The following is a 22,942-nucleotide window of genomic DNA, read 5'->3' as shown; positions in this document are numbered from 1 at the left end:
GGGAAGAGCGGCGCACCACGATTCCACGTCATAAGGTGAGGCGGTGACCGACAAGTCGAATGACACACCCGACGCCGACAAGTCGGCGCAGGCCGGACCGGCCGCGTCGTCGGCGGGTCGCCCGGTGACCAGCCCGTACGATTCGCCGACGACGCAGATGCGCAAGGCCGATATGCGCAAGGACCTCCCGCACACCGACGAGGACCTCGACCTCGATCCCGGTGAGGACGTCCCGACCGCCGATTCGGTGCAGTCCGGCGGCGGGGGCGACGACTACGGCTATGCCTCGATCCCGCCCGCGACCGCCGCCTCGGCCGGTGCGGTGCGCTTGCAGCGCCGCAATCGCGAACCCCGCCGCGGCACCCTCGACCTCGGCCTGTTCGTGCTGCGGCTGGTCGTCGGCTACACCTTCATCTACCACGGCCTGCAGAAGCTGACCGGCTGGTTCCACGGCCCCGGCCTCGACGGCACCAAGGCCATGATGGAATCCGGCGGCTGGGACTATCCCTCGCTGTCGACGGCCCTGGTGATCGCCGGCGAACTCGGCGGCGGCATCCTGCTGGTGATCGGCCTGGCCACCCCGCTGGCCGCGGGCGCGGTCCTGGCGACGATCCTGAACGCCTGGATGTGGAAGCAGGGCATGATCCCCGGTTTCCAGTACAACGCCGCCACCCCCTCGGGTGTCGAGATCGACTCGATCCTGGCCGGCGCCGCCCTGGCGATCGTGCTCACCGGCCCCGGCCGCTGGTCCCTCGATCGCACCCGGGGCTGGGCCACCCGCCCCGCCTACGGCTCCGGCGTCGTGGTCCTGCTCGCGATCGCCGCCGCCATCCTCACCTTCTGGTTCCTGCACGGCGGCAACCCGCTGACCGGTGTCGGTCCGTTCGACTGAGCTCAGCCCAGCTCCGGCGGCCGCGGCGGCCCGGGTTCGGCCAGGTGGGCGGTCATCGCGGTCTGCACATCGGCCAGGAATTCCTCGAACCGCCGCAGTTCGGCGGCGGAGTATCGCCCCATCACTGTGTCCTCCACTTTCACCCCGAGCGGACCGAAGAAGTCATCGGCCATGGCGTGGATGCGCGGAGTGCTGCGCAGGGTGACGATGCGCCGGTCGTCGTGCTCGCGGCTGCGGACGATATGACCGGCTTTCTCGAGCCGGTTCAGCAGCGCGGTGGTCGCGCTGTTGGACAACGAGATCCGCTCGCTGAGCCGCGCGGGTGACAGAGTGCCGCCGCGTTCCTCCGCGGTGAGGATCTCGATCAGCGCCTCGGCATCGGTGGAGTGCAACCCGAGCCAGGTCGCGAACCGATGGGTGAATTCGCGGTAGTTCGCGCCATAGGCGCGCATGCCCTCGTGGATCCGTTGATACTGCGCACCAGCGTCCGACCGACTCATGGGTTCCTTTCGCGTCGGTTGACATCCTATTGCCCGCAATTTACTTTGACCATGGAAATATTCCACCATGGAAATAGGAGATGCGATGAGTCAAGAGTCGTCCATCCGCCGATGGCTCGGCTTGATCGCCATCGCCCTCGGTGTCGCGCTGATCGTGGTCGACACCACGATCGTGAACGTGATCATCCCGTCGATCATCGAAGATCTGGCGACGGGTTCGACCGAGGCGCAATGGATTCAGGAGTCCTACGCGATCGTGTTCGCGGCGCTGCTGCTGGTGGTCGGCCGGATCGCCGACATCGTCGGAGCGCGCAGAGTGTTCGTCGCCGGTGTCGTCGTGTTCGGCGCGACCAGCGTCCTGGCCGGGCTCGCGCCCGGTGGCGGGCTGCTGATCGTCGCGCGGTTCCTGCAGGGTGCGAGCGCCGCGATGATCCTGCCGACCTCGCTGGCCCTGCTCAACGCCACCTTCACCGGTAAAGCGCGTGGTCAGGCGTTCGCGGTGTGGGGCTCGACGATCGGTGCCGCCGCCGCGCTCGGCCCGCTGCTCGGTGGCTGGCTGGCCGAACACGTGTCGTGGCGCTGGGCGTTCGGGATCAATGTGCCGCTGGCGGTGCTGATCGTGATCGGTGTGCTGGCGTGCATCGCGCCGTCGCCGAAGGTGCCAGGGCGGCTCGATGTGCTCGGCGCGATCCTGTCGGTGCTGGGTCTCGGGCTGCTCGCCTTCGGCCTGGTCGAAGGCCGCACCTACGGCTGGATCAGCACGGTTCATCCGCTGGGGATCGGTGGTTTCACCTGGGGCAGTGGGCCCTCGCCGGTGCTGGTCGCGCTCGTGCTGAGTGTGCTCGCGCTGGCCGGTTTCGTGGTGCGCCAGGTGCTGTTGCGCCGTGGTCCCGATGCCGACAAGGCGCTGATGGATCTGAGCCTGTTCCGGTTGGCCTCGTTCCGCAACGGCAATATCGCCACGCTGATCATCGGGCTCGGCGAGTTCGGCATCGTCGCGGTCATGCCGCTGTGGTTGCAGTTCACCCTTGGTTACAGCGCGGTGCAGTCCGGGCTGGCGCTGGTGCCGATCGCCATCGGCAGCTTCATCGCCAGCGGTGCCAGCTTCGGTATGGCGGGCAAGGCGTCACCGCTGAACATGGTCCGGCTCGGTCTCGCGCTCGAGGTCGTCGGCCTGGCTGCGCTGGCCTTCTTCGCCGCCACCGACAGTTCCTGGTGGGCGATCTCGCTGATCCTGTGCGTGTACGGCATCGGCGTCGGTTTCGCGACGGCCCAGGTCACCAATGTGGTGCTGGCCGAGATCCCGGAGAACGACAACGGCCAGGCCTCAGGTATCCAGAGTGCCTTCCGCCAGCTCGGTTCCGCCCTCGGCATCGCGGTGCTCACCACGGTCTTCTTCACCACGCTGAGCTCCCAGATCGACGACGACCTCACCGCCGCCGGCCTGCCCCCGGCCCAGGCACAGCAGTTCGCGCACGCCGTCACCAGCAGCGCGGGCGCGGCCATCGAAGGCTTCGCCGCGCAACCGGAGACGCAGCAGGTCGCCGAATCCGGCCGCACGGCGATGACCGACGGCATCACCCTCGGCGGTTACCTGGCCGCGGGCTTCGTCCTGCTCGGGCTGATCGCCACCGCGCTCATCCCGTCCCGCGCGGGCGACGACTCGTCCACGCCGACACCACAACCCGCACTCGTCTGAGCGACGGAACGCCGCTTTCGGTGAGTGCGGGGGTACCGCGCCGGTCCGGGTGATCGAACATGGTTCGATCACAAGATCGCCGGATACCAGCTCGCACGCCGCCGGGACCTCGTCCTGGTGGCGTGCGAGCTCGACTGCGGTCGAGCGTGTTGTCGCCGGCGGTCGACATCACTCAGAGAAAAGCGGGACGGTGCATGGGTACGAATGATGCGGGGCGACAGCCGCGATCGGCGCGCACGATGGCGCTGACCGGCGTGGCTGCCGTGCTGGCGCTGGCAATGGCGGTCGTGGTGGGCGTGCTGGCCGGGCGTAGCTTCGGCTCGGTCGTGGCGGGCAGCGCGCTGCCCGCGACATTCGATGCCGCCGGTCCTGTCCCGGTGGGCGCGACCGCCAATGGTGCGATCCGGGTCGGTGAGCCGGGGGCTCCGGTCACCATCCGGGTCGTGGCGGATCTGCAGTGCCCGGCCTGCGCGCACTTCGAGGAGGTCCATGGCGCGCTGCTGGCCGAAGTGGTGGACAACGGCACCGCGGCAGTCGAATACAACATCATCACCTTCCTCGACCGCGCCTCCACCGACGAGTACTCCTCCCGCGCGGGCAACGCCTCCTACTGTGTCGCCGCCTCGGGTCTGTCGAACTATCAACGCTGGCTGAGCGCCATGTTCGAGAACCAGCCCAGCGAGGGCGGCGACGCCGGCTTCCCCGATAGCGAACTGATCGCCCTGGCCGAACAATCCGGCTACCGTGACCCCACTGTCGCGCAATGCATCTCCGCCCGCACCCACGACGCCTACCTGCGCGCCCGCACCGCCGAGATCCTCGACGGAACGGTCCAGGGCACCCCGACGGTCTTCATCAACGGCGTCAAGGCCGACAGCCGTGCCGTCTCCACCGAGGCAGGCCTGCGCGCCGCAATCGACTCCGCCCGCTGAGCGGACGGCATCATCCACAGCAACAACAGATTTCGCAAGAACATGGGTAACCCCATGCACTCGCATCAGCTAGCTTGCGGCTGGTGCTCGTTGTCAAGAGCGAACCGGGTCGGGTACAGCCGACAGCGTGAACCCCCTGACCTGTGGAAATAGTGCGTGGGGTCCTCACCGCTGGCATGAAGCAGAACGGCACCGAAAGTATTGACGTGCCCGACAACATGAGATGGAAGTCGGTATCGGACCCGGTGTCAAGCAGGTCGAGGCGGCCTCTGGCAGGATCAGCGGCGTGACCGGCAAGATCAGCATCGTCCACATCTCGGCACGGTGACCGGGGTCGTCGGTCCCGCCAGCATCCAGCCCTATGTCACCGTGGTCAGCGACTCCGGTGACACTGTGACCAGCTTCGGGCGAGTTCAGGACGTCTGAGTGATGGCTTCGGCGATCGACCGGGCGACCTGCCCAAGTGCCCGCCACCTCGGCAACTTCCGCACCGGCGTCGGATCCGAACCCGTCGCGACCGGCAATCCTACATTCGTCGGGCAGTAGCTTGAACGCCTTGTGCTCGGTCAGTGGTCGAATCGCCCGGAATGCCCGGTCGTGCTGGCTGGGCTCGATTCCTTTGGGCAGAGACCTCGTCTGTTGCAGCCCCACGCTGCCGTGTCTAGGCTGACTCCGATGGCCTGAGAACGGGGGGAAGCATGACGGGTGAAAACGATACTTCTGGAACAGTTTTCGCGATCGTGCCGGCAGAGGTGACCGATGCCGGTGTCTATATCCAGCAGATCGCGGAATCTTTGATCAACGGGCTCGGCACGCTCGACCGCGAGGTATCCACTGTCCTGGACAATTGGAGCGGTGCGGCGGCCGAGGCGTTCGAGGACGGCTGGACTGAAACCAAGAAGGGTGCTGCAGACGTATTGAACGCCCTAACGACGATGGGCGAACTTCTGGGCATCGCAAGCAAAGCCGTTGTCGGTCAGGATATCTCGAACTCCGATACTTTGAGTTCACTCGACCTACCTCTGTGAACATGTGATGGACGACTCTCGCGACTTCACCTTCGACATCGATGAGCTGGACCAGCTCATCAGCCGTGCCAATGGATTCATCGGCTTCCTCACCGATAGCCTCGACGGCATCGACAAACGAATCGTATCCGTGCAGCAAAACTGGCAGGGAGCCGCTGCCGACGCCCAAGAGCAAGCCTACCGAGAATGGGCTACCGGGGCTGCCACGGCAATTGAAGGAATCACCCAGATGTACAACGCCGCCGTCACCGCCCGCGACGCCTACAGCGCGGCAGCGGAAGCCAACTTGAGAATGAGCGGTGGCTGACTTCTATGGCCGCAATCGCGCCGCAGTCCTATGACAGTGCGGCCAAGGCATGCTACGAATTGTCGAAGAAGTTCCAAACCGTTTACGAGACACCGCAAACCGTACTGCTGGAAACAAGTGCGATGGCCGGCGGCTATCAAGCCGTCAAGTCGTGGTCGAAAGCCTACGACGACCGGGCCGCCGCATTGACAACGGTCGCAACCAACTTCGCGCGAGCCCTGCAGCACATGGGGGACATCCTTACTGCGTCGGGCTACAACTGGAAGTCCGCAGAATACACAGCCAACCGCGATCCCAACAAGGGAGCCCCACCGTCACTGCCCACCGGCATCCCGTCCGAGCTGCCCTACGGCGCAGGAACAGTAGTCGGGATCGCATCGTCCGGGGCCTACACTAACGGACTTCAGACAGATTGGACCGAGCTGCAGGAAAAGGTCACCACGTTTGTCACCGGTGGCCAAGTCCCCGACGGAGACACCGACAAACTCGCACGCTCCGCAGCCATGTGGAAGACCTTCGCCAATTCAGACCCTCTCGAATACGGTGTGGTACAACTAGTAACCGTCGCCGCCGGGCTGGAAAAAGGATTCGTACACAAAGTCCCGGACGACATCCCGAACCACACCGCCAACCTCACCAAGCTCGCACACAAACTCCGCGAAATCCGCACCGCAGCGCACGACATCGCCAATGCAGTCGAGGCTCACTCGACAGCCTTGGCGCAAATGCGCGCGGACATCAATACTCAGTTCGCAGCGGTAGTTGCCGTCACCGCCATATCGATCGGGCGTTCGATGGTAAATGTCAAAGAGCAACCAGCGAAGGAAAAGGCGCCGAGCAAGCGGCAGCCCTCCGACGACAACAAAGTCGAGATAGATATCGACTTCCTCAACGACGCGGCTTGGGCCATAGCCGGGCCCGCCAATACCTTTCTCGCCACTCTCAGCGCTATCACTTTCACCACTGCCACGCTGATAAACGGCGACCTTCTGGCCATTGTCGAGTTGCCGATAGTGATCACTGCCACGAACACCGAGGTAATCGGGAAGAGTCCAGAGAACAAATCGAACACGCCCGGGACGACTGAGTATAAAGCCCGTCACGATGAGTTGTCGAAGGACCCCGCAAAAAATGGAAAGTCCAATCCGGCATCGCAGAGAGAAGCTGAGGTAGGATTGCAAGCGGAACGTGATGGCAAGATTCCGGGGCCTATAACGCGTGCTCAACCGGGGCCGAATAATGAAGATATGGGCGAGTTCGTAGATGCGACGGGCAAGCGCTGGGACGTGAAGAGCTCTCCTGACAGTCAGCCATCGTACCGGCCAAATGCTGGTCAGGAGATCAGCAACCCTCAATCTGATGAGAAATTTGTCAAGATGATCAATAAAGACCTCGCTGACGATGAGAATGTCCTAATTGATCCTGACGGAATGTCGCCAGCGCGGCGTGCGCGATTGGAACAACTAGTTTCTGAACATCCCGAGTGGGAAGGAAAAGTAGTATGGGGCAGTTGATTTATGGCCGGACCAGGAGCGATGTCAAGCGTTGGCCTTCGGACCCTGCGGCTCAAGCGGCTCTGGGGCTCTACCTGGATCAATTGCCACCGATGTCGATGTCGATGTCGGTATCTAATCTCTTCAATGGGGACGGTCTGGACCTTTCCCGCTCTGATGTATCGGGTTTGTTCTTGGAGGGTGCGTCCTTGAATGGGGCCGATCTGACTTCGGCATGTGTCTCCGATGCGGATCTGTATACAGCGTGGATGATTTCGGCCGACTTGCGTAATGCTGATTTCAGTCGTAGCGATCTCCGCAAGGTCGAAGGTCGTGGCTGTTCGGCATCTGGTGGTATTTTCTGTGATGCCCGTCTTCAGAGCGCGGTCTTCGAGGATTCGGACTTTCGGCGTGCAAATCTGGTTGGTGCTGACTTGCGGAGCGCAAGCTTTGCGGATGCCGATCTCGGATCCGCCGATCTGCGAGGCTGCGAGTTTTCTTCGACCGATTTTTCGGACGCACGAATGGGCGGATGTTCGGTGGCAGGCGCTTCGGGGTCCATAATTGGTCCAGTGGATGTCGGAGTGAAATCGGCTATGGTTCTCGCGGGTCTCGAGCTCAAGAAATGGTTCAGCGAAAATGGAGCTGTGGATGTCACCATTCGATCGTGATCCAGCTGTCATGGGAGCGCCATGCCAGTAGGCCTGATACGCCGACAGTCATACGAACTTGCCATCGACTATGGTCAGTTCTACCTTTTTGCGGCGACCTCGAGTGATCTCGAGCTGACCGACATTGTCGACATGGCGATTGAGCACGGCCGCTTTGCTAGCGACGGCAGCAATTTCGTAGTGCTCTCACCGATTTCATACGATCCGAAGATGAAGCTCACTGTTGAACTGTGGAGTGCACCGCCGCCGAACGACCGGGATAATTGGGCGGTTGCTTTCGAATCGGAGATCGCAGTGGGTGAGAATGAAAACATATCGATCTCCTCCGCTGCGGGTCTGGACTACCTGAATTTTTATGCTCCATCAGGTCGATACAATGTTGACGTTGTCGGCAGCATTGATTCCGCACGCGCCCCGTCGGTGCGATCTACGGGATGCTGGCGAGTCAGGCTGTGGCCATGACCAGCAGGGAGGCATCCGGCGAGCACATAGGTAACTTGCCGGGTACGGGATGACCCGACCGACAAGCACGCCGCCGGTCGCATCAACAACCAGCGGCGTGCCTGAGTTCGGCCAGAATTCCCGGAGAGGCGGTTACGGCAGTTTGCGGACGGCGCCCTTGTCGGCTGAGGTGGCCAGGGCCGCGTAGGCGCGCAGCGCGGTGGTGACCGGGCGCTCCCGGTTGACCGGCTGCCACGGACGCTCCGAAGCCTCCATCTTCGCGCGGCGTTCGGCCAGCACCTCGTCGGAGACCAGCACCTCGAGCGCGCGGGTGTGCACGTCGACGCGGATGCGGTCGCCGTTCTCGATCAGGCCGATCACGCCGCCCTGGGCGGCTTCGGGGGAGATGTGGCCGATCGACAGGCCCGAGGTGCCGCCGGAGAAGCGGCCGTCGGTGATCAGCGCGCACACCTTGCCCAGGCCGGCGCCCTTCAGGAAGGCGGTGGGGTGCAGCATCTCCTGCATGCCGGGACCGCCGGAGGGGCCCTCGTAGCGGACGACGATGACGTCGCCGGGCTGGATTTTCTTGCCCAGGATCATCGAGACCGCCTCCTCCTGGGACTCGACCACCACGGCCGGTCCTTCGAAGGTGAACAGTTCCTCGTCGATGCCCGCGGTCTTGAGGATCGCGCCGTCCGGGGCGATGTTGCCGCGCAGCACGCACAGCCCACCTTCGACGGTGTAGGCGTGTTCGATGTCACGGATGCAGCCGCCGGCGGCGTCGGTGTCCAGCGAGGACCAGCGGTTGCTGGTGGAGAACGGTTCGACGGTGCGCACGCCACCGGGCGCGGCGTGGAAGAGCTCGAGAGCTTCCTCGGATGCCTTGCCGGAGCGGATGTCCCAGGTGTCGAGGAATTCCGTGTAGTCGGCAGTGTGCACGGTGGTCACATCGGTTTCGAGCAAGCCGCCGCGACGCAGTTCGCCGAGGATGGCGGGGATGCCGCCGGCGCGATGCACGTCTTCCATGTGGTAGTCCGAGTTCGGCGACACCTTCGACAGGCACGGCACACGGCGGCTGATCTCGTCGATGGTCTGCAGATCGAAGTCGATCTCGCCTTCCTGCGCGGCGGCGAGGGTGTGCAGCACGGTGTTGGTGGAACCGCCCATGGCGACGTCGAGGGCCATCGCGTTGCGGAAGGCCTTGGCGTTGGCCACGTTCCGCGGCAGGACCGAGGCGTCGTCGTCCTGGTACCAGCGCTTGGCGATATCGACGATGACGGTGCCCGCCCGCTCGAACAGCGCGCGGCGCGCCGCATGCGTGGCCAGCGTGGAACCGTTGCCGGGCAGGGCCAGGCCCAGCGCCTCGGTGAGGCAGTTCATCGAGTTGGCGGTGAACATGCCCGAACACGAACCGCAGGTCGGGCAGGCCGAGCGCTCGACTTCGTCGAGGCCCTCCTCGGACACGGCCGGGCTCGCGCTCGCCGAAATGGCGCTGACCAGGTCGAGCGGGGCGTGCGCGACACCGTCGACGACCACGGCCTTGCCGGCCTCCATCGGGCCGCCGGAGACGAACACGGCCGGGATGTTGAGCCGCATGGCGGCGTTGAGCATGCCAGGAGTGATCTTGTCGCAGTTGGAGATACACACCAGCGCGTCGGCGGTGTGCGCGTTGGCCATGTATTCGACCGAGTCGGCGATGATCTCGCGCGAGGGCAGCGAGTAGAGCATGCCGCCGTGACCCATGGCGATGCCATCGTCGACGGCGATGGTGTGGAACTCGCGCGGCACGCCACCGGCGGCGCGCACGGCCTCGGCGACGATGTCGCCCATGTTCTTGAGGTGCACGTGACCGGGCACGAACTGGGTGTAGGAGTTCGCGATCGCGATGATCGGCTTGCCGAAATCGGAGTCGGTCATCCCGGTGGCGCGCCAGAGCGAGCGGGCGCCTGCGGCATTGCGGCCGATGGTCGTGGTGCGTGAGCGAAGCGGTGGCATGGGGGAGTCCTCGTAGTGTCGCTGGGTGCGTCCAAGCGTGCGCGCAGACGGGCTGATCTGCGCGGCACAGAGCGAGTGCGCGGTGCGTCCGGCAACCTCGCACGTTACTCCGGCGTGCGCTGGTCGCGTCGCGCCGGTCGTCGGTGGGGGAGTGCCGGAACCGGGCTCGAGGCGGGAGTGTCGCTCCGGAGGGTGTCGCCGCGGTGATGCCGTCGGCGCGGGGTGCCCGGTGCCGTCAGCTTACCGGTGCGAACGCGCGCGGCGCCATGCTGATTCCCACAGCCGAGCCGGCGGTCACTGCTCGGTGCCGGGCTCCTCGGCGGCCTTCGCCTCGGCTTCGGCCTGCTCCTTCGCCCGCTCGGCGGCGAGCCGTTCGGCCTCGGCGGCTTCGGCGGCGGCGAAGACGTCGGGCAGCCGGCCACCGGCGGCGTCGATGAGCTCACGCAGCCGGTCGTAGCCGACGGCGGGCAGTCGCACCTCGGAGTCGTCGGACAGCCGGGCCCGCACATATCCGCGCTTGGGGATGCTGACGCCCTTGACCTGTGCCCAGTCCAGGTGCTTCTTGCCGATCATCGTGCTCAGGTCGAGCCCCGCGTCGGAGACGGTGGTGTGCGTGCGGATCACCCACCAGATCGCGATCAGCGGGAACAGCAGCAGCCACCACAGCCCGGCGGGCCAGCCGACGAACGGGAAGAACACGCAGAACGCGAGCACCAGCACGCCGATGTAGGCCAGTCGCGGCACGCCGATCACCCGCACACCCGGCGTCGGGACGCTCGCCCGGCGCGGCACCAGCAGCCAGACCACGACCGCGACCGGCACGATCAGGCCGATCCGCAGGCCCAGCGACCAGTCCTGCACGGTCCCGGCGACGACGAAGATCAGGTACGCGAGCACCACCGCGGCGATCGCGGCGAGCCGGCCCGGACTCGCCGAGCGCAGACCGCCGGGCCGCGAGGGGCGACCCGTATCGGTTCCCTCGTCGGCGGTGTGGGACGATTTAGCCGGTGGCACGGACTGATGCGGTGATGACACCCTCCTATCCTCGCATCTTGGTACACGGACCCACGCAACCACTCGAGTCCCACATAATGGGATGCAGAGAGTAGCCTGTTTGACTCTTCGGTTCGCACGCGAATAACGTCGGTGACGTGAATCGAAACGAGTTGCTCGTACTCGGCCGGCGCGTCCAGCGTTGAGCCTGACTACCTGAGTCGAATACGTCAGCTCGCGTTGCGACGCGCCACCCTCGAACAGCTATACGCTGGTCGGGGGCTTTTTTGTGTTCGGGAGAATTCCGCGCCAGTCCGGAGTCGGAACGACAAAGTTAGGAACGAAGACGGTGAGTGCACCTACCGCACGGCCCGGGCCATCGGCCCGCAGGTCAGCGCCTTCGGCGAACCAGCCCGCCGCTGGTAGCCCGGCGACCAACCCCACCCGCCGCCAGGTCGCGCCCGAGCGCGTCACCGGCGCGCAGTCGGTGGTCCGGTCCCTCGAAGAGCTCGACGTCGACACCGTATTCGGCATTCCCGGCGGCGCGGTCCTTCCTGTCTACGACCCGCTGTTCGATTCCAAGAAGGTCCGCCACGTCCTGGTGCGCCACGAGCAGGGCGCCGGTCACGCGGCGACCGGCTACGCGCAGGCCTCCGGCAAGGTCGGTGTGTGTATGGCCACATCCGGCCCCGGCGCCACCAACCTGGTGACCCCGCTGGCCGACGCGCAGATGGACTCGGTCCCGATCGTGGCGATCACCGGTCAGGTGGCGTCGAGCCTGGTCGGCACCGACGCGTTCCAGGAAGCCGACATCTCCGGCATCACCATGCCGATCACCAAGCACAACTTCCTGGTCAAGGACCCGATCGACATCCCGCGCATCCTGGCCGAGGCGTTCTACCTCGCCGCCTCGGGCCGCCCCGGCGCGATCCTGGTCGACATCACCAAGGACGCCCTGCAGGCCCAGACCACGTTCTCGTGGCCGCCGGAGATGCGCCTGCCCGGCTACCGCCCGGTCACCAAGCCGCACGGCAAGCAGGTGCGCGAGGCCGCCAGGATGATCCTGGAGTCCAAGGCACCCGTGCTCTACGTCGGTGGCGGCGTCATCAAGTCCGACGCCTCGGCCGAACTGCTGGAACTGGCCGAGCTGACCGGCATCCCGGTGGTCACCACCCTGATGGCGCGGGGCGCGTTCCCCGACAGCCACACCCTGAACATGGGCATGCCCGGCATGCACGGCACCGTCGGCGCCGTGGCCGCCCTGCAGCGCTCGGATCTGCTGATCACCCTCGGCGCCCGTTTCGACGACCGCGTCACCGGTCAGCTGGACTCCTTCGCGCCCGACGCGAAGGTCATCCACGCCGACATCGACCCGGCCGAGATCGGCAAGAACCGCCACGCCGACGTCCCGATCGTCGGCGACGCGCGTGAGGTGATCGTCGAGCTGATCGAGACCCTCAAGGCCGACCCGCAGTCCGGCGCGGCCCCGCTGCTGAAGCTCACCGAATGGTGGGCCTACCTCAGTGAGATCCGCGACAACTACCCGCTGGGCTGGAAGACCCCCAGCGACGGTTCGCTGTCGCCGGAGTTCGTCATCGAGGCGCTGGGCCGCCTGGCCGGTCCCGAAGCCGTGTACTGCGCCGGCGTCGGCCAGCACCAGATGTGGGCCGCGCAGTTCATCAAGTACGAGAACCCGCGTACCTGGCTGAATTCCGGTGGCCTCGGCACCATGGGCTACGCGGTGCCCGCGGCCATGGGCGCCAAGATGGGCGCCCCGGAGAAGGAAGTCTGGGCGGTCGACGGTGACGGCTGCTTCCAGATGACCAACCAGGAGCTGGCCACCTGCGCGATCGAGGGTGTGCCGATCAAGGTCGCGCTGATCAACAACGGCAACCTCGGCATGGTCCGCCAGTGGCAGACCCTGTTCTACGAACAGCGCTACTCCAACACCGATCTGGGCACGCACACCCTGCGCATCCCCGACTTCGTCAAGCTGGCCGAGGCACTGGGTTGCGTCGGCATCCGCGTGGAGAAGGAAGAAGACGTCGAGGCCGCGATCCGGCAGGCGCAGGAGATCACCGACCGTCCGGTCGTGATCGACTTCATCGTCGGCAAGGACGCCCAGGTGTGGCCGATGGTCGCCGCGGGCACCAGCAACGACGAGATCATGTTCGCCCGCGGTATCCGCCCGCTCTTCGACGAGGACGAGTCGGTCTCCGAACCGGCCGTCATCCACGAGGCGATGAACAAGGAGCAGGAATGAGCGAGCGCAGCGAGCGCCCGATGAGCACAGCCACGATCGTGATCGTGCCGACGCCGAGCGCTAGCGAGGTGGCGGCATGAGCACGACCCACACCCTGAGCGTTCTCGTCGAGGACAAGCCGGGCGTGCTGGCGCGAGTCGCGAGCCTGTTCTCGCGCCGTGGCTTCAATATCGAGTCCCTCGCCGTCGGCGGCACCGAGATCCCCGAGATCTCGCGCATGACCATCGTCGTCACCGTCGACGATCTGCCGCTCGAGCAGGTCACCAAGCAGCTCAACAAGCTGATCAACGTCATCAAGATCGTGGAGCAGGACGCCGACGCCTCGGTGGCCCGCGAGCTGATCCTGGTGAAGGTGCGCGCCGACGCGTCGGTGCGCACGCAGGTGATCGAGGCCGTGCAGCTGTTCCGCGCCAAGGTGATCGACGTCTCGCCCGACGCGCTGACCATCGAGGCCACCGGCACCCGGTCCAAGCTGGATGCCCTGCTGCGCATGGTCGAACCGTTCGGTATCCGCGAGATCGTGCAGTCGGGCGTGGTCGCAGTCGGACGCGGTCCGAAGTCGATCACGGCCACCCGCTAACTTTTTACCCACCAGAAATTATCCAGAAGGGACTCCACAGTGGCAGTCGAGATGTTCTACGACGACGACGCTGACCTGTCGATCATCCAGGGCCGCAAGGTCGCCGTGATCGGCTACGGCAGCCAGGGCCACGCGCACTCGCTGAGCCTGCGCGACTCCGGTGTCGACGTGCGCGTCGGCCTCGCTGAGGGTTCGAAGTCGCGGCCGAAGGCCGAAGAGGCCGGTCTGACCGTCGGCACCCCCGCCGAGGTTTCGGAGTGGGCCGACGTGATCATGGTGCTGGCGCCCGACACCGCGCAGGCGTCGATCTTCACCAACGACATCGAGCCGAACCTGAAGGACGGCGACGCGCTGTTCTTCGGCCACGGCCTCAACATCCACTTCGGTCTGATCAAGGCTCCGGCCAACGTCACCGTCGCGATGGTCGCCCCGAAGGGCCCCGGCCACCTGGTGCGCCGTCAGTTCTCCGACGGCAAGGGCGTCCCCGCCCTGATCGCCGTGGACCAGGACCCGACCGGCGAGGGCCAGGCCCTGGCGCTGTCCTACGCCAAGGGCATCGGCGGCACCCGCGCCGGCGTCATCAAGACCACCTTCAAGGAAGAGACCGAGACCGATCTCTTCGGTGAGCAGGCCGTGCTCTGCGGTGGCACCGAGGAACTGGTCAAGACCGGTTTCGAGGTCATGGTCGAGGCGGGCTACGCCCCCGAGATGGCCTACTTCGAGGTGCTGCACGAGCTGAAGCTGATCGTCGACCTGATGTACGAGGGCGGCATCGCGCGCATGAACTACTCGGTGTCCGACACCGCGGAGTTCGGTGGCTACCTGTCGGGTCCGCGCGTCATCGACGCCGGTACCAAGGAGCGCATGAAGGCGATCCTGGCCGACATCCAGTCCGGCGAGTTCACCCGCCGCCTGGTCGCCAACGTCGAGAACGGCAACACCGAGCTCGAGGGCCTGCGCAAGGCCAACTCGGAGCACCCCATCGAGGTCACCGGCGCCAAGCTGCGCGGCCTGATGAGCTGGGTCGACCGCCCGATCACCGAAACCGCGTAATTCCTCGCTGATCGCCCGCAGGGCCCGCTCGATCCCCGGATCGAACGGGCCCTGCGCGTTTTCACAGCTGACATCGGGCGACCGGTACGCTGGACCTGTGACGGAAGGTACCCCGGCCCAGCGCCTCAAACTCGCTCTGGAGATGTCCGACTTCGGTATCCAGATGTATCGAGCGCGTATGCGTCGCGAATTCCCCGACGCCTCCGAGGGCGCCGTCGAGGCAAAGGTGCACGCCTGGTTGCTGTCCCGGCCCGGTGCACCGCTCGGAGACGCGCCCGGCCGGCCGTCGCCCCGCTTCGCGTGAACCCGCTCGAAACGGCATTGCGCCAGGCCACCGCCGATATCGACCAGTTGGGATATCGATGGGCCCTGGTCGGCGGATTCGAGGTGTCGGCCCGCTCGGTCCCCCGCTTCACGCTGCTCGCGCGCGACGACGCCACCCGTCCGCAAGACCTGGCCGATCTGCGCGGGCTACTGTCCATCGCGTCCCCCGGTGATATCGCGGAGGCGAGGGGCGCCGCGCGGCTGATCACCGAACGGGGGTTTCATCGTGACCGCGAGCTGGAGTCCGATCTCGATGCGCTCATTGCTTCCTGACAGCACGCCTCAGGTCCTTGCTGTCGCGCCCTGGTAGCGCGAGACTTGCTCGATGACGACGGTGGCGGATTTCGATCGGAGTGCTGTCGAGGCGGGGCGGGCGGCGCGGAAGCTGATCTCGCGGTCGGGGTTGGGGGTGTGGGGAGCGGGGCCGGGGCGGGAGGATCCGGTGGCGATTCTCGAGCGGCAGGCGCAGACGCGGGTGCCGGAGCTGGTGCCGATCCGGTACGCGCGAATGGCGATCTCGCCGTTCACCTTTCTGCGTGGCGCGCCCGCGGTGCTGGCCGCGGATCTGGCGCAGAGCGCGAACACCGGCCTGACCGTGCAGCTGTGTGGTGACGCGCACCTGTCCAACTTCGGCCTGTTCGCCTCCCCGGAACGCAATCTCGTCTTCGACCTCAACGATTTCGACGAAACCCTGCCCGGCCCGTTCGAATGGGATGTCAAACGCCTGGCGGCCAGCGTCGCCGTCGCCGCCCGCGACAACGGCTGCTCCGATCAGCACGCCGCGACCGCCGCCGAGGCCACCGCCCGCGGCTACCGCGAAGCGATGGCCGCCATGGTCGAACTCGATTCGCTCAGCATCTGGTACGCCCGTGTCGACGCCGACGACGTGACCGCGATGATCCCGAAACAGAAACGCCGCCGGGTCGCGGAGAAGACCGTGCACTCCGCCCGGAAACGCACCAGCTTGCAGGCCCTGGACAAGCTCACCGAGCCCGACGCCGACGGGGTCCCGCGCATCAAGAACCAGCCACCGCTGTTGGTGCCGATGGAGTTGCTCGACGAACGCGAGGTGAAGACCGTGCTCGGTGACTATCGCCGCAGCCTGCCTGATGAACGGCGCACCCTGCTCGACCGGCATGTGATGGTCGACATGGCGATGAAAGTGGTCGGCGTCGGCAGCGTCGGCACCCGCTGTTTCATTGTCCTGTTCATGGACAAGGAATCAGGCACCCCGCTGTTTCTGCAGGTCAAAGAGGCCGAGGCCTCGGTGCTGGCGGCGCATCTGACCGCGAGCAGATACCACCATCAGGGCCACCGGGTGGTCGCGGGCCAGCGCCTCACGCAGGCCGCCAGCGACATCTTCCTGGGCTGGGCGACCGGACCGGCCGGCCGCTTCTTCTACTGGCGTCAGCTCAAGGACATGAAGGGTTCCGCCGATATCGGCAGCCTCTCGCACCGCGAGCTGGCCTACTACGGTGGCCTGTGCGGCGGTGTGCTGGCCCGCGCGCACGCCCGCTCCGGTGATCGCCTCGCCATCCACGCCTATCTCGGCGGCAGCGACAAATTCGACAAGGCGATGAGCGAGTTCGCCCTCGCCTACGCCGACCAGACCGCCGCTGACCGCGATTCGCTGCTCGCCGCGATCGACTCCGGCCAGGTGAAGGCCGCAGAGCACGCGTACTGACCGGCGGTTTCCGGCGGCCGGGTAATCTGGCTACCGATGAGTAAGTTCTTTGCGTCGGTCGACGTCGTGACCCAGCGCTTGACCGCGGCCGGCTACCTGCCGTCCCTCGACATCGCGACCGCGGTCTTCCTCGCCGACCGCCTCGGCAAGCCCCTGCTGATCGAGGGGCCGGCCGGGGTCGGCAAGACCGAGCTGGCCAAGGCGATCGCCACCGCCGTTTCCGCCGAGCTGATCCGCCTGCAGTGCTACGAGGGCATCGATGAGGCCCGCGCGCTCTACGAGTGGAACCACGCCAAACAGCTGTTGCGCATCACCGCCACCGACGGCGAAGGCTGGGACAGCACTCGCGACCACGTCTTCACCGAGGAGTTCCTGCTCGCCCGCCCGCTGCTGGCCGCCATCCGCAACCCGGATCCGACGGTGCTGCTGATCGACGAACTCGACAAGGCCGACGTGGAACTCGAGGGCCTGCTGCTGGAGGTGCTCGGCGATTTCCAGGTCAGCATTCCGGAACTGGGCACGGTGACCGCGGTCCGCAAGCCGTTCGTCATCCTCACCTCCAATGCACACCGTGACCTGTCCGAAGCGCTCAAGCGCCGCTGCCTCTACCTGCACATCGACTATCCGACAACGGAATTGGAGAAGGCGATCGTCCGGCTCAAGGTGCCGGAGCTGGATGCCGACCTGGCCGAACCGGTGGTGACGACGGTGAGCGCGTTGCGTCAGCTGTCGCTGCGCAAGGCGCCCTCCATCGCCGAAACCGTGGACTGGGCGAAAACGCTGGTCGCCCTGGGTACCCGCACGCTGACCGGGAGTGTGGTCCGCTCGACCCTGGGTGTGCTGCTGAAATACCAGTCCGACCATCGGATGGCGATCGAACGGCTCGGCCTCGACGACGGCACCGCGACAGCGAGCGCGGCCCAGTGACCGGCGGTCCGCGACACGGCGCCGCCTGCCCGGTCGAGCAGGTGCGGAAGGTCCGGACGGCTTGCCTCCGGCCCGAGCGCGAGCGACGACGCCTTACCGCAGGGACCGCGTGTGTTGGCGCGGCTGCCCGGCCGACGCCCAGGGTGACCCGATGACCGGCACTCTCCTGCGCGATGCCCTGCCGAATACCGACCGCCTGGTTGGTTTTGTCGGCTTGCTGCGCGAGCACGGCATCCACGCGGGTCCCAGCGAGACTGTCGACGCCGCCGCTGCGATCGTCGCCCTCGGTACCGACGATCCGCGCGTCCTGCGCTCGGGCCTGGCCGCCTGCCTGCTGCGCCGCAACGGCCAGCGCACAGTCTTCGACCAGCTCTTCGACCTGTTCTTCCTCGACGGCGCCCGCCCGGTCACCGTCCCCGGCGAGCCGGCGGGCGACCTGCGCGACCGCCTCGTCGCCACCCTGATCCAGGGCTCCGACACCGCCGAGCTGGCCCGCGAAGCGCTCAACACCTTCGGCGCCTACGGCGGCGCGGGGGAGTCGGCGGGGCGCGTCACCACGGCCTCCGGCGCGGGCTGGTCGTCGTATCTGACGATGAAATCACTGCGTCCGGGCGAGATTTCCGAGCAGGTCGCGCAAACCCTGGGTGGGACAGGGCAATTCGATGCCGCCGTGCACACCATCGAGGCCCGCCGCCGCGTCGAGCAGTTCCGCGCGCAGGTCCAGGCCGAAGCCCGCCTGCGCTCGGCGCAACTGCGCGGCACCGACTACATCGCCCGGCGCGGGGTCGAACCCGGCGGTGACAGTACCGATTTCCTCGGCGCCCGCGAACAGGACCTGGCCGAGATGCGCCGGCTCGTTCACCCGCTGGCCCGCAAACTCGCCACCCGCCTCGCGGTGCGTCGCAAGAAGGCCGTGCGCGGTCAGATCGACCTGCGCCGCACCCTGCGCCGGTCGATGGCCACCGGTGGCGTACCGGTCGATCCGGTGCTGCGCGCCCGCAAGCGGGGCCGCCCGGATCTCGTTGTGCTGGCGGATGTCTCGGGCTCGGTCACCGGCTTCTCCGAGTTCACCCTGCAATTGGTGCAGGCGCTGCAGGACCAGTTCAGCCGGGTCCGCAGCTTCGGTTTCGTCGACGTGTGCGCCGAGATCACCCACTACTTCACCCCCGGCGAACCCCCTCCACCCGGCTTCGCGCAGAGCATCGTCCGCGAGGCGGGCGTGGTGCGCTTCGGTTCGAGCAACTACGGCGAGGCACTACAGGGTTTCACCGACCACTACCTCGACGCCCTCGGCCCCCGCACCTGCGTGCTCATCCTCGGCGACGCCCGCACCAACCGCACCGACCCGAATCTTGCTGCCCTGCAACAGATCACCGAACAGGCCAAGGCCGTGTACTGGCTCAACCCGGAACCGGCTCGCTCCTGGTCGACCGGCGATTCCGCCGCCGACGCCTACACCGAAGTGGTCACCATGCACGAGTGCCGCAACGTCCGCCAGCTCGCCGAGGTCGTCGGCCGGCTGCTGCCCGCCTGAACTCAGCAGGACTGCGCAGCCGACGCCGACGGGATGACTCACCGCGCGGTGAGCCGGACCACCGCGTACTCGTGCTCGCTCTTGGCCTGGTACTTCGCGTAGCGGGGCTGGGCGGTGGTGATCGTTTCCCAGGCCGCCGTGCGCTCCTGGCCGTGCAGTACCTGCGGCCGGACCGGTTGCGGCGGGCCCGCGGGCAGTTCGATGGTGGCTTTGTCCGGGTTGGCCATGAGATTGCGCTGCCAGTCGGGGTCGCCGCCCTGACCGCCCGAGGCGACCAGCAGCCAGCCGTCGCCGCCGTCGGAGAACCAGGAGATCGGGGTCTGGCGTGGCTCGCCGCTGCGGCGGCCGACGGTGTGCAGGATCAGCACGTCCATGCCCATGAACTCGCCCTTGCCGTTTCGGATCTTGCGGTTCATGCGGGCGTTCATCTTGTGCTGCATCCAGCGGGAGAAGGCTGAGGTGGCCATCGGAGTCGTCCTTTCGATTCGGGTCGGGGCTCAGCCCCAGGCGCCGGCGATCTGGCGGGTGGTGGTGTTGAGGCGGTTGAACATGTTGGTCACGCCGATCATCAGCACGATCGAGGCCAGCTGACGCTCGTCGAAATAGCTGGCAGCAGCGTCCCAGATCTCGTCGGTGACCGCGTCGGAACGGTCGGCCAGGCGTGTCGCGGCCTCGGCCAGTGCCAGGGCGGCGCGTTCCTCGTCGCTGAAGTAGGGCGTCTCGCGCCAAGCCACCACGGTGGCGAGACGATCATCGCCGACGCCGGCTTTGCGGGCGGTCTTGATGCCGCCGTCCACGCAGGCGCTGCAGCCGTTGATCTGGCTGACCCGCACGTGCACCAGCTCCAGGATCTCGCCGTCGACGCCGCCGGTCCGCACGGCGGCAAGGACCTGCTGGAGCGGGCCCATCGCGTCGGTGAGGACCATGGCCGGGTTCTGCATCCGAGACTGCATTGTGTTCTCCTTGTCCGGGGTGGTTTCCGCTGTTCGCGGTGTGTCCCCATAACAGCTCGCGCTGGGTCGCGAAGCGATGCCTGTGGGACACTGTGGGACATCGGAAAACGGCCCTGACCTCGGGATCAGCGGCCGGGAATTAGTTGTTTCGGCATGGGACGACAGAGCGGAGAACGGTGGTTGTGCAACAGCAGACGGCCCCTTACCCCCAGGACGAACTGGCCACCCGGCTGCGCCTGCTCCAGGAACTGTCCGGGCGCGGCGTGCGCGCCCTCGCCCGCGACACCGGCCTGAGTTCGTCGTCGCTGTCGCGCTATCTCAGCGGGCAGACGGTGCCGCCGTGGCCCGCCGTGCTCGAGTTATGCCGCCTGGTCAAGCGTGATCCGCGCCCGCTGCGTCCGCTGTGGGAGCGCGCCGCCAACCCGCTGCCCGCCCCACCCAAGACCAGCCGCCAGGTCGCCCCGCCGAGTCCGCCGGCCGACGCGCCGCCCCCGCCGCGCAACGATCTGCCCCGCGATGTCCCTGATTTCACCGGCCGCGAGCAGGCGCTGGCCGAGGTGCTCGCCGCCGTCCGCGGCGATCGGGTGGTCGCCGTCGACGGCATGGCCGGGGTCGGCAAGACCTCGCTCGCCGTGCACGCCGCCCACCAGCTCACCGCCGACTACCCCGACGCCCAGCTCTACCTCGACCTGCACGGATTCACCGACGGCAGGCAACCACTCGACCCCGACGCCGCCTTGCGCGCCCTGCTCGCCGCCCTGCGGGTGCCCTCGGAGAAGGTGCCCCAGGACGGCGGCGTGGAACTGCGCGCTGCCTGCTGGCGTGCGGAACTGGCCCGGCTGCGCGCGGTGGTCGTGCTTGACAATGCCGCCGACGCGGCGCAGGTCGCGCACCTGCTGCCCGGCGCGGGGGAGTCGGTCGCCATCATCACCAGCCGCAACCGGCTGCTCGAGCTCGACGAAGTGCCCCCGGTGACCCTCGACGTGCTCAGCGAGCAGGAGAGCGCCGAACTGCTGGCCCGCGCCAGCGGCGACTCCCGCGGACCCGACGGCAGGCTGGCCAGGGAACCCGAGCAGGCCGCCGAGGTGCTGCGGCTGTGCGGGAATCTACCGCTGGCGCTGCGGCTGGCCGCGGCCAGGTTGCGGCACCGGCCGGGCTGGTCGGTGGGCATCCTGGTCGAGCGAATGGCCGAGGGGCCCAGCGAATTCGATACCGCGTTCGGCATGTCGGTGCGTCAGCTGGCCCGCGATCAGCGCCGCCTGTTCCGGCTGCTCGGCCTGATCCCCGGATCCACCTTCACCGATTATGTCGCCGCCGCCGTCGCCGATGTCTCGTTGCGCACCGCGCGCACCATGCTCGAGGACCTCCTGGACGCGCACCTGGTCCAGCAGCCCGCCGACGGCCGCTACCGCCTGCACGACCTGGTCCGCCAGCACGCCCGCCGCGCCACCTTCGAGACCGACTCCGACGCCGACCGCGAGCGCGCGCTGCGCCGCGTCCTCGACTACTACGTGCACACCGCCGCGGCCGCCGACGCCGCCATGCCGTTCCTGACCCCGACCAGACCGGTCTCGGCCGGCCCGCCACCAGCCGAGCTGCCGCGTTTCCCCGGCCGCGACGCCGCGTTCTTCTGGTTCGTCGCCGAATACACGAATCTGATGTCGGTGTTCTACGCCGCCGTCGAAACCGGCGCCGACACACACGTCTGCGAACTCCCGCGCTTCCTACGGACCTTTTTCGCCCGCCGGTGCGGCACAACACATCTCAACGCGCTCTTCGAGCATTCCCTCGCCGCCGCCGAACAGCTCGGCGACCCGCGCCGGCTCGCCGAAGCGCACAGCGACCTCGGTTTCGCCCGCTACAACGCGGGCCGGATGACCGAGGCCGCCGCCGCCTACGCCGCCGCCGCACCCCTGGTCGACGCGGCGGGCGACCCGCTCCCGCGCGCCGAGCTCATCGTGCGCCGCGCCCAATTGCGCTGGGACGAGGGCGATGTCGAGGAGCCCCTCGAACTGTTCCGCCAAGCCCGCGAGCTCTACGCCACCAGCGGCTGCCCGGCCAGCGCCGCCGACGCACTCGCCGGTGAGGCCTGGGCGGTCCTGCAATTGGGCGAGCCGGCCGAGGCCGCCCGCCTCGCGCGCGAAGCCCTCGACCTCGCCGGCGAGCACCCGCCCTCGCTCCAGGCCCAGATCACCCTCGGCGTCGCCATCGCCGCCGAGGAACCCGAGGCCGCCCTCGCGCAGCTGGACCAGGCCCTGGCCGCGGCACGCGCCGACGGCCACAAACACAACGAGGCCTGGTGCCTGAACTGTCAGGGTGTCGCCCTGCGCCGGATGGGCCGCTACAGCGAGGCCCTCGACGCGCACCGCGCCGCCTTCGCCCTGCTCGATGAACTGTTCGAAGAACACTGGAAGATCCACTTCCTCAACAGCTACGCCGAAACCTGCCGCCTCGCCGGCCTCCCCGCCGAGGCACTGCGCCGCTACCGCGAAACCCTGGACCTGGCACCGGAACTCGGCTACCGCTTCGAGCGGGCGACCGCGCACCGGGGCATCGCCGAGGTCCTGGCCGACACCGATCCGGCCGCGGGCGCCGGGCCGGGCGGGGGGGGCGCGGCCGGGCGGGGGGGTGGGAGCCCCAAGAACAGGGTCGTTAAAAAAAAAGAAGAGGCCC

The 22,942-nt window shown here is 67.2% G+C and carries 22 protein-coding genes; 17 read left to right on the top strand and 5 right to left on the bottom strand.

The genetic code is table 11. From position 1 onward, the window contains the following. Window positions 1-43: 43 nt before the first annotated feature. Window positions 44-892, top strand: coding sequence for a DoxX family protein (locus tag ACFXK0_RS00715; RefSeq protein WP_379407516.1), 849 nt, complete (start codon window positions 44-46; stop codon window positions 890-892). A 2-nt stretch (window positions 893-894) separates the two neighbouring features. Here ACFXK0_RS00715 and ACFXK0_RS00710 read toward each other — a convergent pair whose 3' ends face one another. Next, window positions 895-1,392: a MarR family winged helix-turn-helix transcriptional regulator gene (locus ACFXK0_RS00710; RefSeq protein ID WP_379407515.1), complete on the bottom strand. Its 498-nt coding sequence runs from the start codon at window positions 1,390-1,392 to the stop codon at window positions 895-897. An 85-nt stretch (window positions 1,393-1,477) separates the two neighbouring features. Here ACFXK0_RS00710 and ACFXK0_RS00705 point away from each other — a divergent pair, with 85 nt between their 5' ends. The 7 genes from ACFXK0_RS00705 to ACFXK0_RS00675 all read left to right on the top strand — a co-directional run bounded on the left by ACFXK0_RS00705 (window position 1,478) and on the right by ACFXK0_RS00675 (window position 7,984). Beyond that, window positions 1,478-3,091 carry a DHA2 family efflux MFS transporter permease subunit gene (locus ACFXK0_RS00705; protein WP_379407513.1) on the top strand — a complete coding sequence of 538 codons (1,614 nt, stop codon included), beginning with the start codon at window positions 1,478-1,480 and terminating at the stop codon, window positions 3,089-3,091. Between the two features lie 194 nt (window positions 3,092-3,285). Next, window positions 3,286-4,023, top strand: coding sequence for a DsbA family protein (locus ACFXK0_RS00700; protein ID WP_379407511.1), 738 nt, complete (start codon window positions 3,286-3,288; stop codon window positions 4,021-4,023). A 698-nt stretch (window positions 4,024-4,721) separates the two neighbouring features. Next, on the top strand, window positions 4,722-5,051 hold the full coding sequence (locus ACFXK0_RS00695) for a WXG100 family type VII secretion target (protein WP_379407510.1): 330 nt from the start codon (window positions 4,722-4,724) through the stop codon (window positions 5,049-5,051). Between the two features lie 7 nt (window positions 5,052-5,058). Next, window positions 5,059-5,358 (top strand): WXG100 family type VII secretion target, encoded by a 300-nt coding sequence (locus ACFXK0_RS00690; RefSeq protein ID WP_379407508.1) that lies wholly within the window; start codon window positions 5,059-5,061, stop codon window positions 5,356-5,358. A gap of 5 nt (window positions 5,359-5,363) precedes the next feature. Beyond that, window positions 5,364-6,872, top strand: a complete 1,509-nt coding sequence (locus tag ACFXK0_RS00685; RefSeq protein ID WP_379407507.1) for a hypothetical protein — start codon at window positions 5,364-5,366, stop codon at window positions 6,870-6,872. Then, a complete protein-coding gene (locus tag ACFXK0_RS00680) occupies window positions 6,860-7,522 on the top strand; it encodes a pentapeptide repeat-containing protein (protein ID WP_379407506.1) in 663 nt (220 codons plus the stop codon). The genes ACFXK0_RS00685 and ACFXK0_RS00680 overlap by 13 nt, the downstream gene beginning before the upstream one ends. A gap of 21 nt (window positions 7,523-7,543) precedes the next feature. Next, window positions 7,544-7,984, top strand: coding sequence for a hypothetical protein (locus tag ACFXK0_RS00675; protein WP_379407505.1), 441 nt, complete (start codon window positions 7,544-7,546; stop codon window positions 7,982-7,984). A 132-nt stretch (window positions 7,985-8,116) separates the two neighbouring features. Here the strand turns inward: ACFXK0_RS00675 and ilvD are convergent, their stop codons facing one another. Beyond that, a complete protein-coding gene (ilvD, locus tag ACFXK0_RS00670; RefSeq protein WP_379407504.1) occupies window positions 8,117-9,958 on the bottom strand; it encodes a dihydroxy-acid dehydratase in 1,842 nt (613 codons plus the stop codon). A gap of 294 nt (window positions 9,959-10,252) precedes the next feature. Beyond that, window positions 10,253-10,993: a PH domain-containing protein gene (locus ACFXK0_RS00665; RefSeq protein WP_379407503.1), complete on the bottom strand. Its 741-nt coding sequence runs from the start codon at window positions 10,991-10,993 to the stop codon at window positions 10,253-10,255. A 307-nt stretch (window positions 10,994-11,300) separates the two neighbouring features. On the opposite strand from ACFXK0_RS00665, the gene ACFXK0_RS00660 reads away from it, so the two are divergent. From ACFXK0_RS00660 to ACFXK0_RS00625, 8 genes are all read left to right on the top strand, one after another. Next, a complete protein-coding gene (locus ACFXK0_RS00660) occupies window positions 11,301-13,214 on the top strand; it encodes an acetolactate synthase large subunit (protein ID WP_379407502.1) in 1,914 nt (637 codons plus the stop codon). A gap of 76 nt (window positions 13,215-13,290) precedes the next feature. Next, the gene (gene ilvN, locus ACFXK0_RS00655) at window positions 13,291-13,794 is read left to right on the top strand and encodes an acetolactate synthase small subunit (protein WP_189024559.1); all 504 of its coding nucleotides are present in this window, start codon (window positions 13,291-13,293) and stop codon (window positions 13,792-13,794) included. 51 nt (window positions 13,795-13,845) lie between these two features. After that, on the top strand, window positions 13,846-14,847 hold the full coding sequence (gene ilvC / locus ACFXK0_RS00650; RefSeq protein WP_379408049.1) for a ketol-acid reductoisomerase: 1,002 nt from the start codon (window positions 13,846-13,848) through the stop codon (window positions 14,845-14,847). A 97-nt stretch (window positions 14,848-14,944) separates the two neighbouring features. Further along, window positions 14,945-15,151: a hypothetical protein gene (locus ACFXK0_RS00645; protein ID WP_379407501.1), complete on the top strand. Its 207-nt coding sequence runs from the start codon at window positions 14,945-14,947 to the stop codon at window positions 15,149-15,151. Then, window positions 15,148-15,444 (top strand): hypothetical protein, encoded by a 297-nt coding sequence (locus ACFXK0_RS00640; RefSeq protein WP_379407500.1) that lies wholly within the window; start codon window positions 15,148-15,150, stop codon window positions 15,442-15,444. Before ACFXK0_RS00645 ends, ACFXK0_RS00640 begins: the two co-directional genes overlap by 4 nt. A gap of 169 nt (window positions 15,445-15,613) precedes the next feature. Continuing rightward, window positions 15,614-16,855: a DUF2252 domain-containing protein gene (locus ACFXK0_RS00635; RefSeq protein ID WP_379407499.1), complete on the top strand. Its 1,242-nt coding sequence runs from the start codon at window positions 15,614-15,616 to the stop codon at window positions 16,853-16,855. 36 nt (window positions 16,856-16,891) lie between these two features. Next, complete coding sequence (locus ACFXK0_RS00630; RefSeq protein ID WP_379407498.1) at window positions 16,892-17,782, top strand: AAA family ATPase; 891 nt, start codon at window positions 16,892-16,894, stop codon at window positions 17,780-17,782. 151 nt (window positions 17,783-17,933) lie between these two features. Then, window positions 17,934-19,316: a VWA domain-containing protein gene (locus tag ACFXK0_RS00625; protein ID WP_379407497.1), complete on the top strand. Its 1,383-nt coding sequence runs from the start codon at window positions 17,934-17,936 to the stop codon at window positions 19,314-19,316. A gap of 38 nt (window positions 19,317-19,354) precedes the next feature. Here the strand turns inward: ACFXK0_RS00625 and ACFXK0_RS00620 are convergent, their stop codons facing one another. Together ACFXK0_RS00620 and ACFXK0_RS00615 are read right to left on the bottom strand one after the other, a co-directional pair. Further along, complete coding sequence (locus ACFXK0_RS00620) at window positions 19,355-19,783, bottom strand: nitroreductase family deazaflavin-dependent oxidoreductase (protein WP_379407496.1); 429 nt, start codon at window positions 19,781-19,783, stop codon at window positions 19,355-19,357. Between the two features lie 30 nt (window positions 19,784-19,813). After that, window positions 19,814-20,269, bottom strand: coding sequence for a carboxymuconolactone decarboxylase family protein (locus tag ACFXK0_RS00615; RefSeq protein ID WP_379407495.1), 456 nt, complete (start codon window positions 20,267-20,269; stop codon window positions 19,814-19,816). A 182-nt stretch (window positions 20,270-20,451) separates the two neighbouring features. On the opposite strand from ACFXK0_RS00615, the gene ACFXK0_RS00610 reads away from it, so the two are divergent. Further along, the coding region (locus tag ACFXK0_RS00610; protein WP_379407494.1) for a tetratricopeptide repeat protein at window positions 20,452-22,942 on the top strand (2,491 nt) is incomplete at its 3' end.

Source organism: Nocardia sp. NPDC059177 (assembly GCF_042755165.1).
Taxonomy (GTDB): domain Bacteria; phylum Actinomycetota; class Actinomycetes; order Mycobacteriales; family Mycobacteriaceae; genus Nocardia.
The sequence above is the reverse complement of the archived record's forward strand: the minus strand, read 5'-3'. Positions and strand labels throughout refer to the sequence as shown.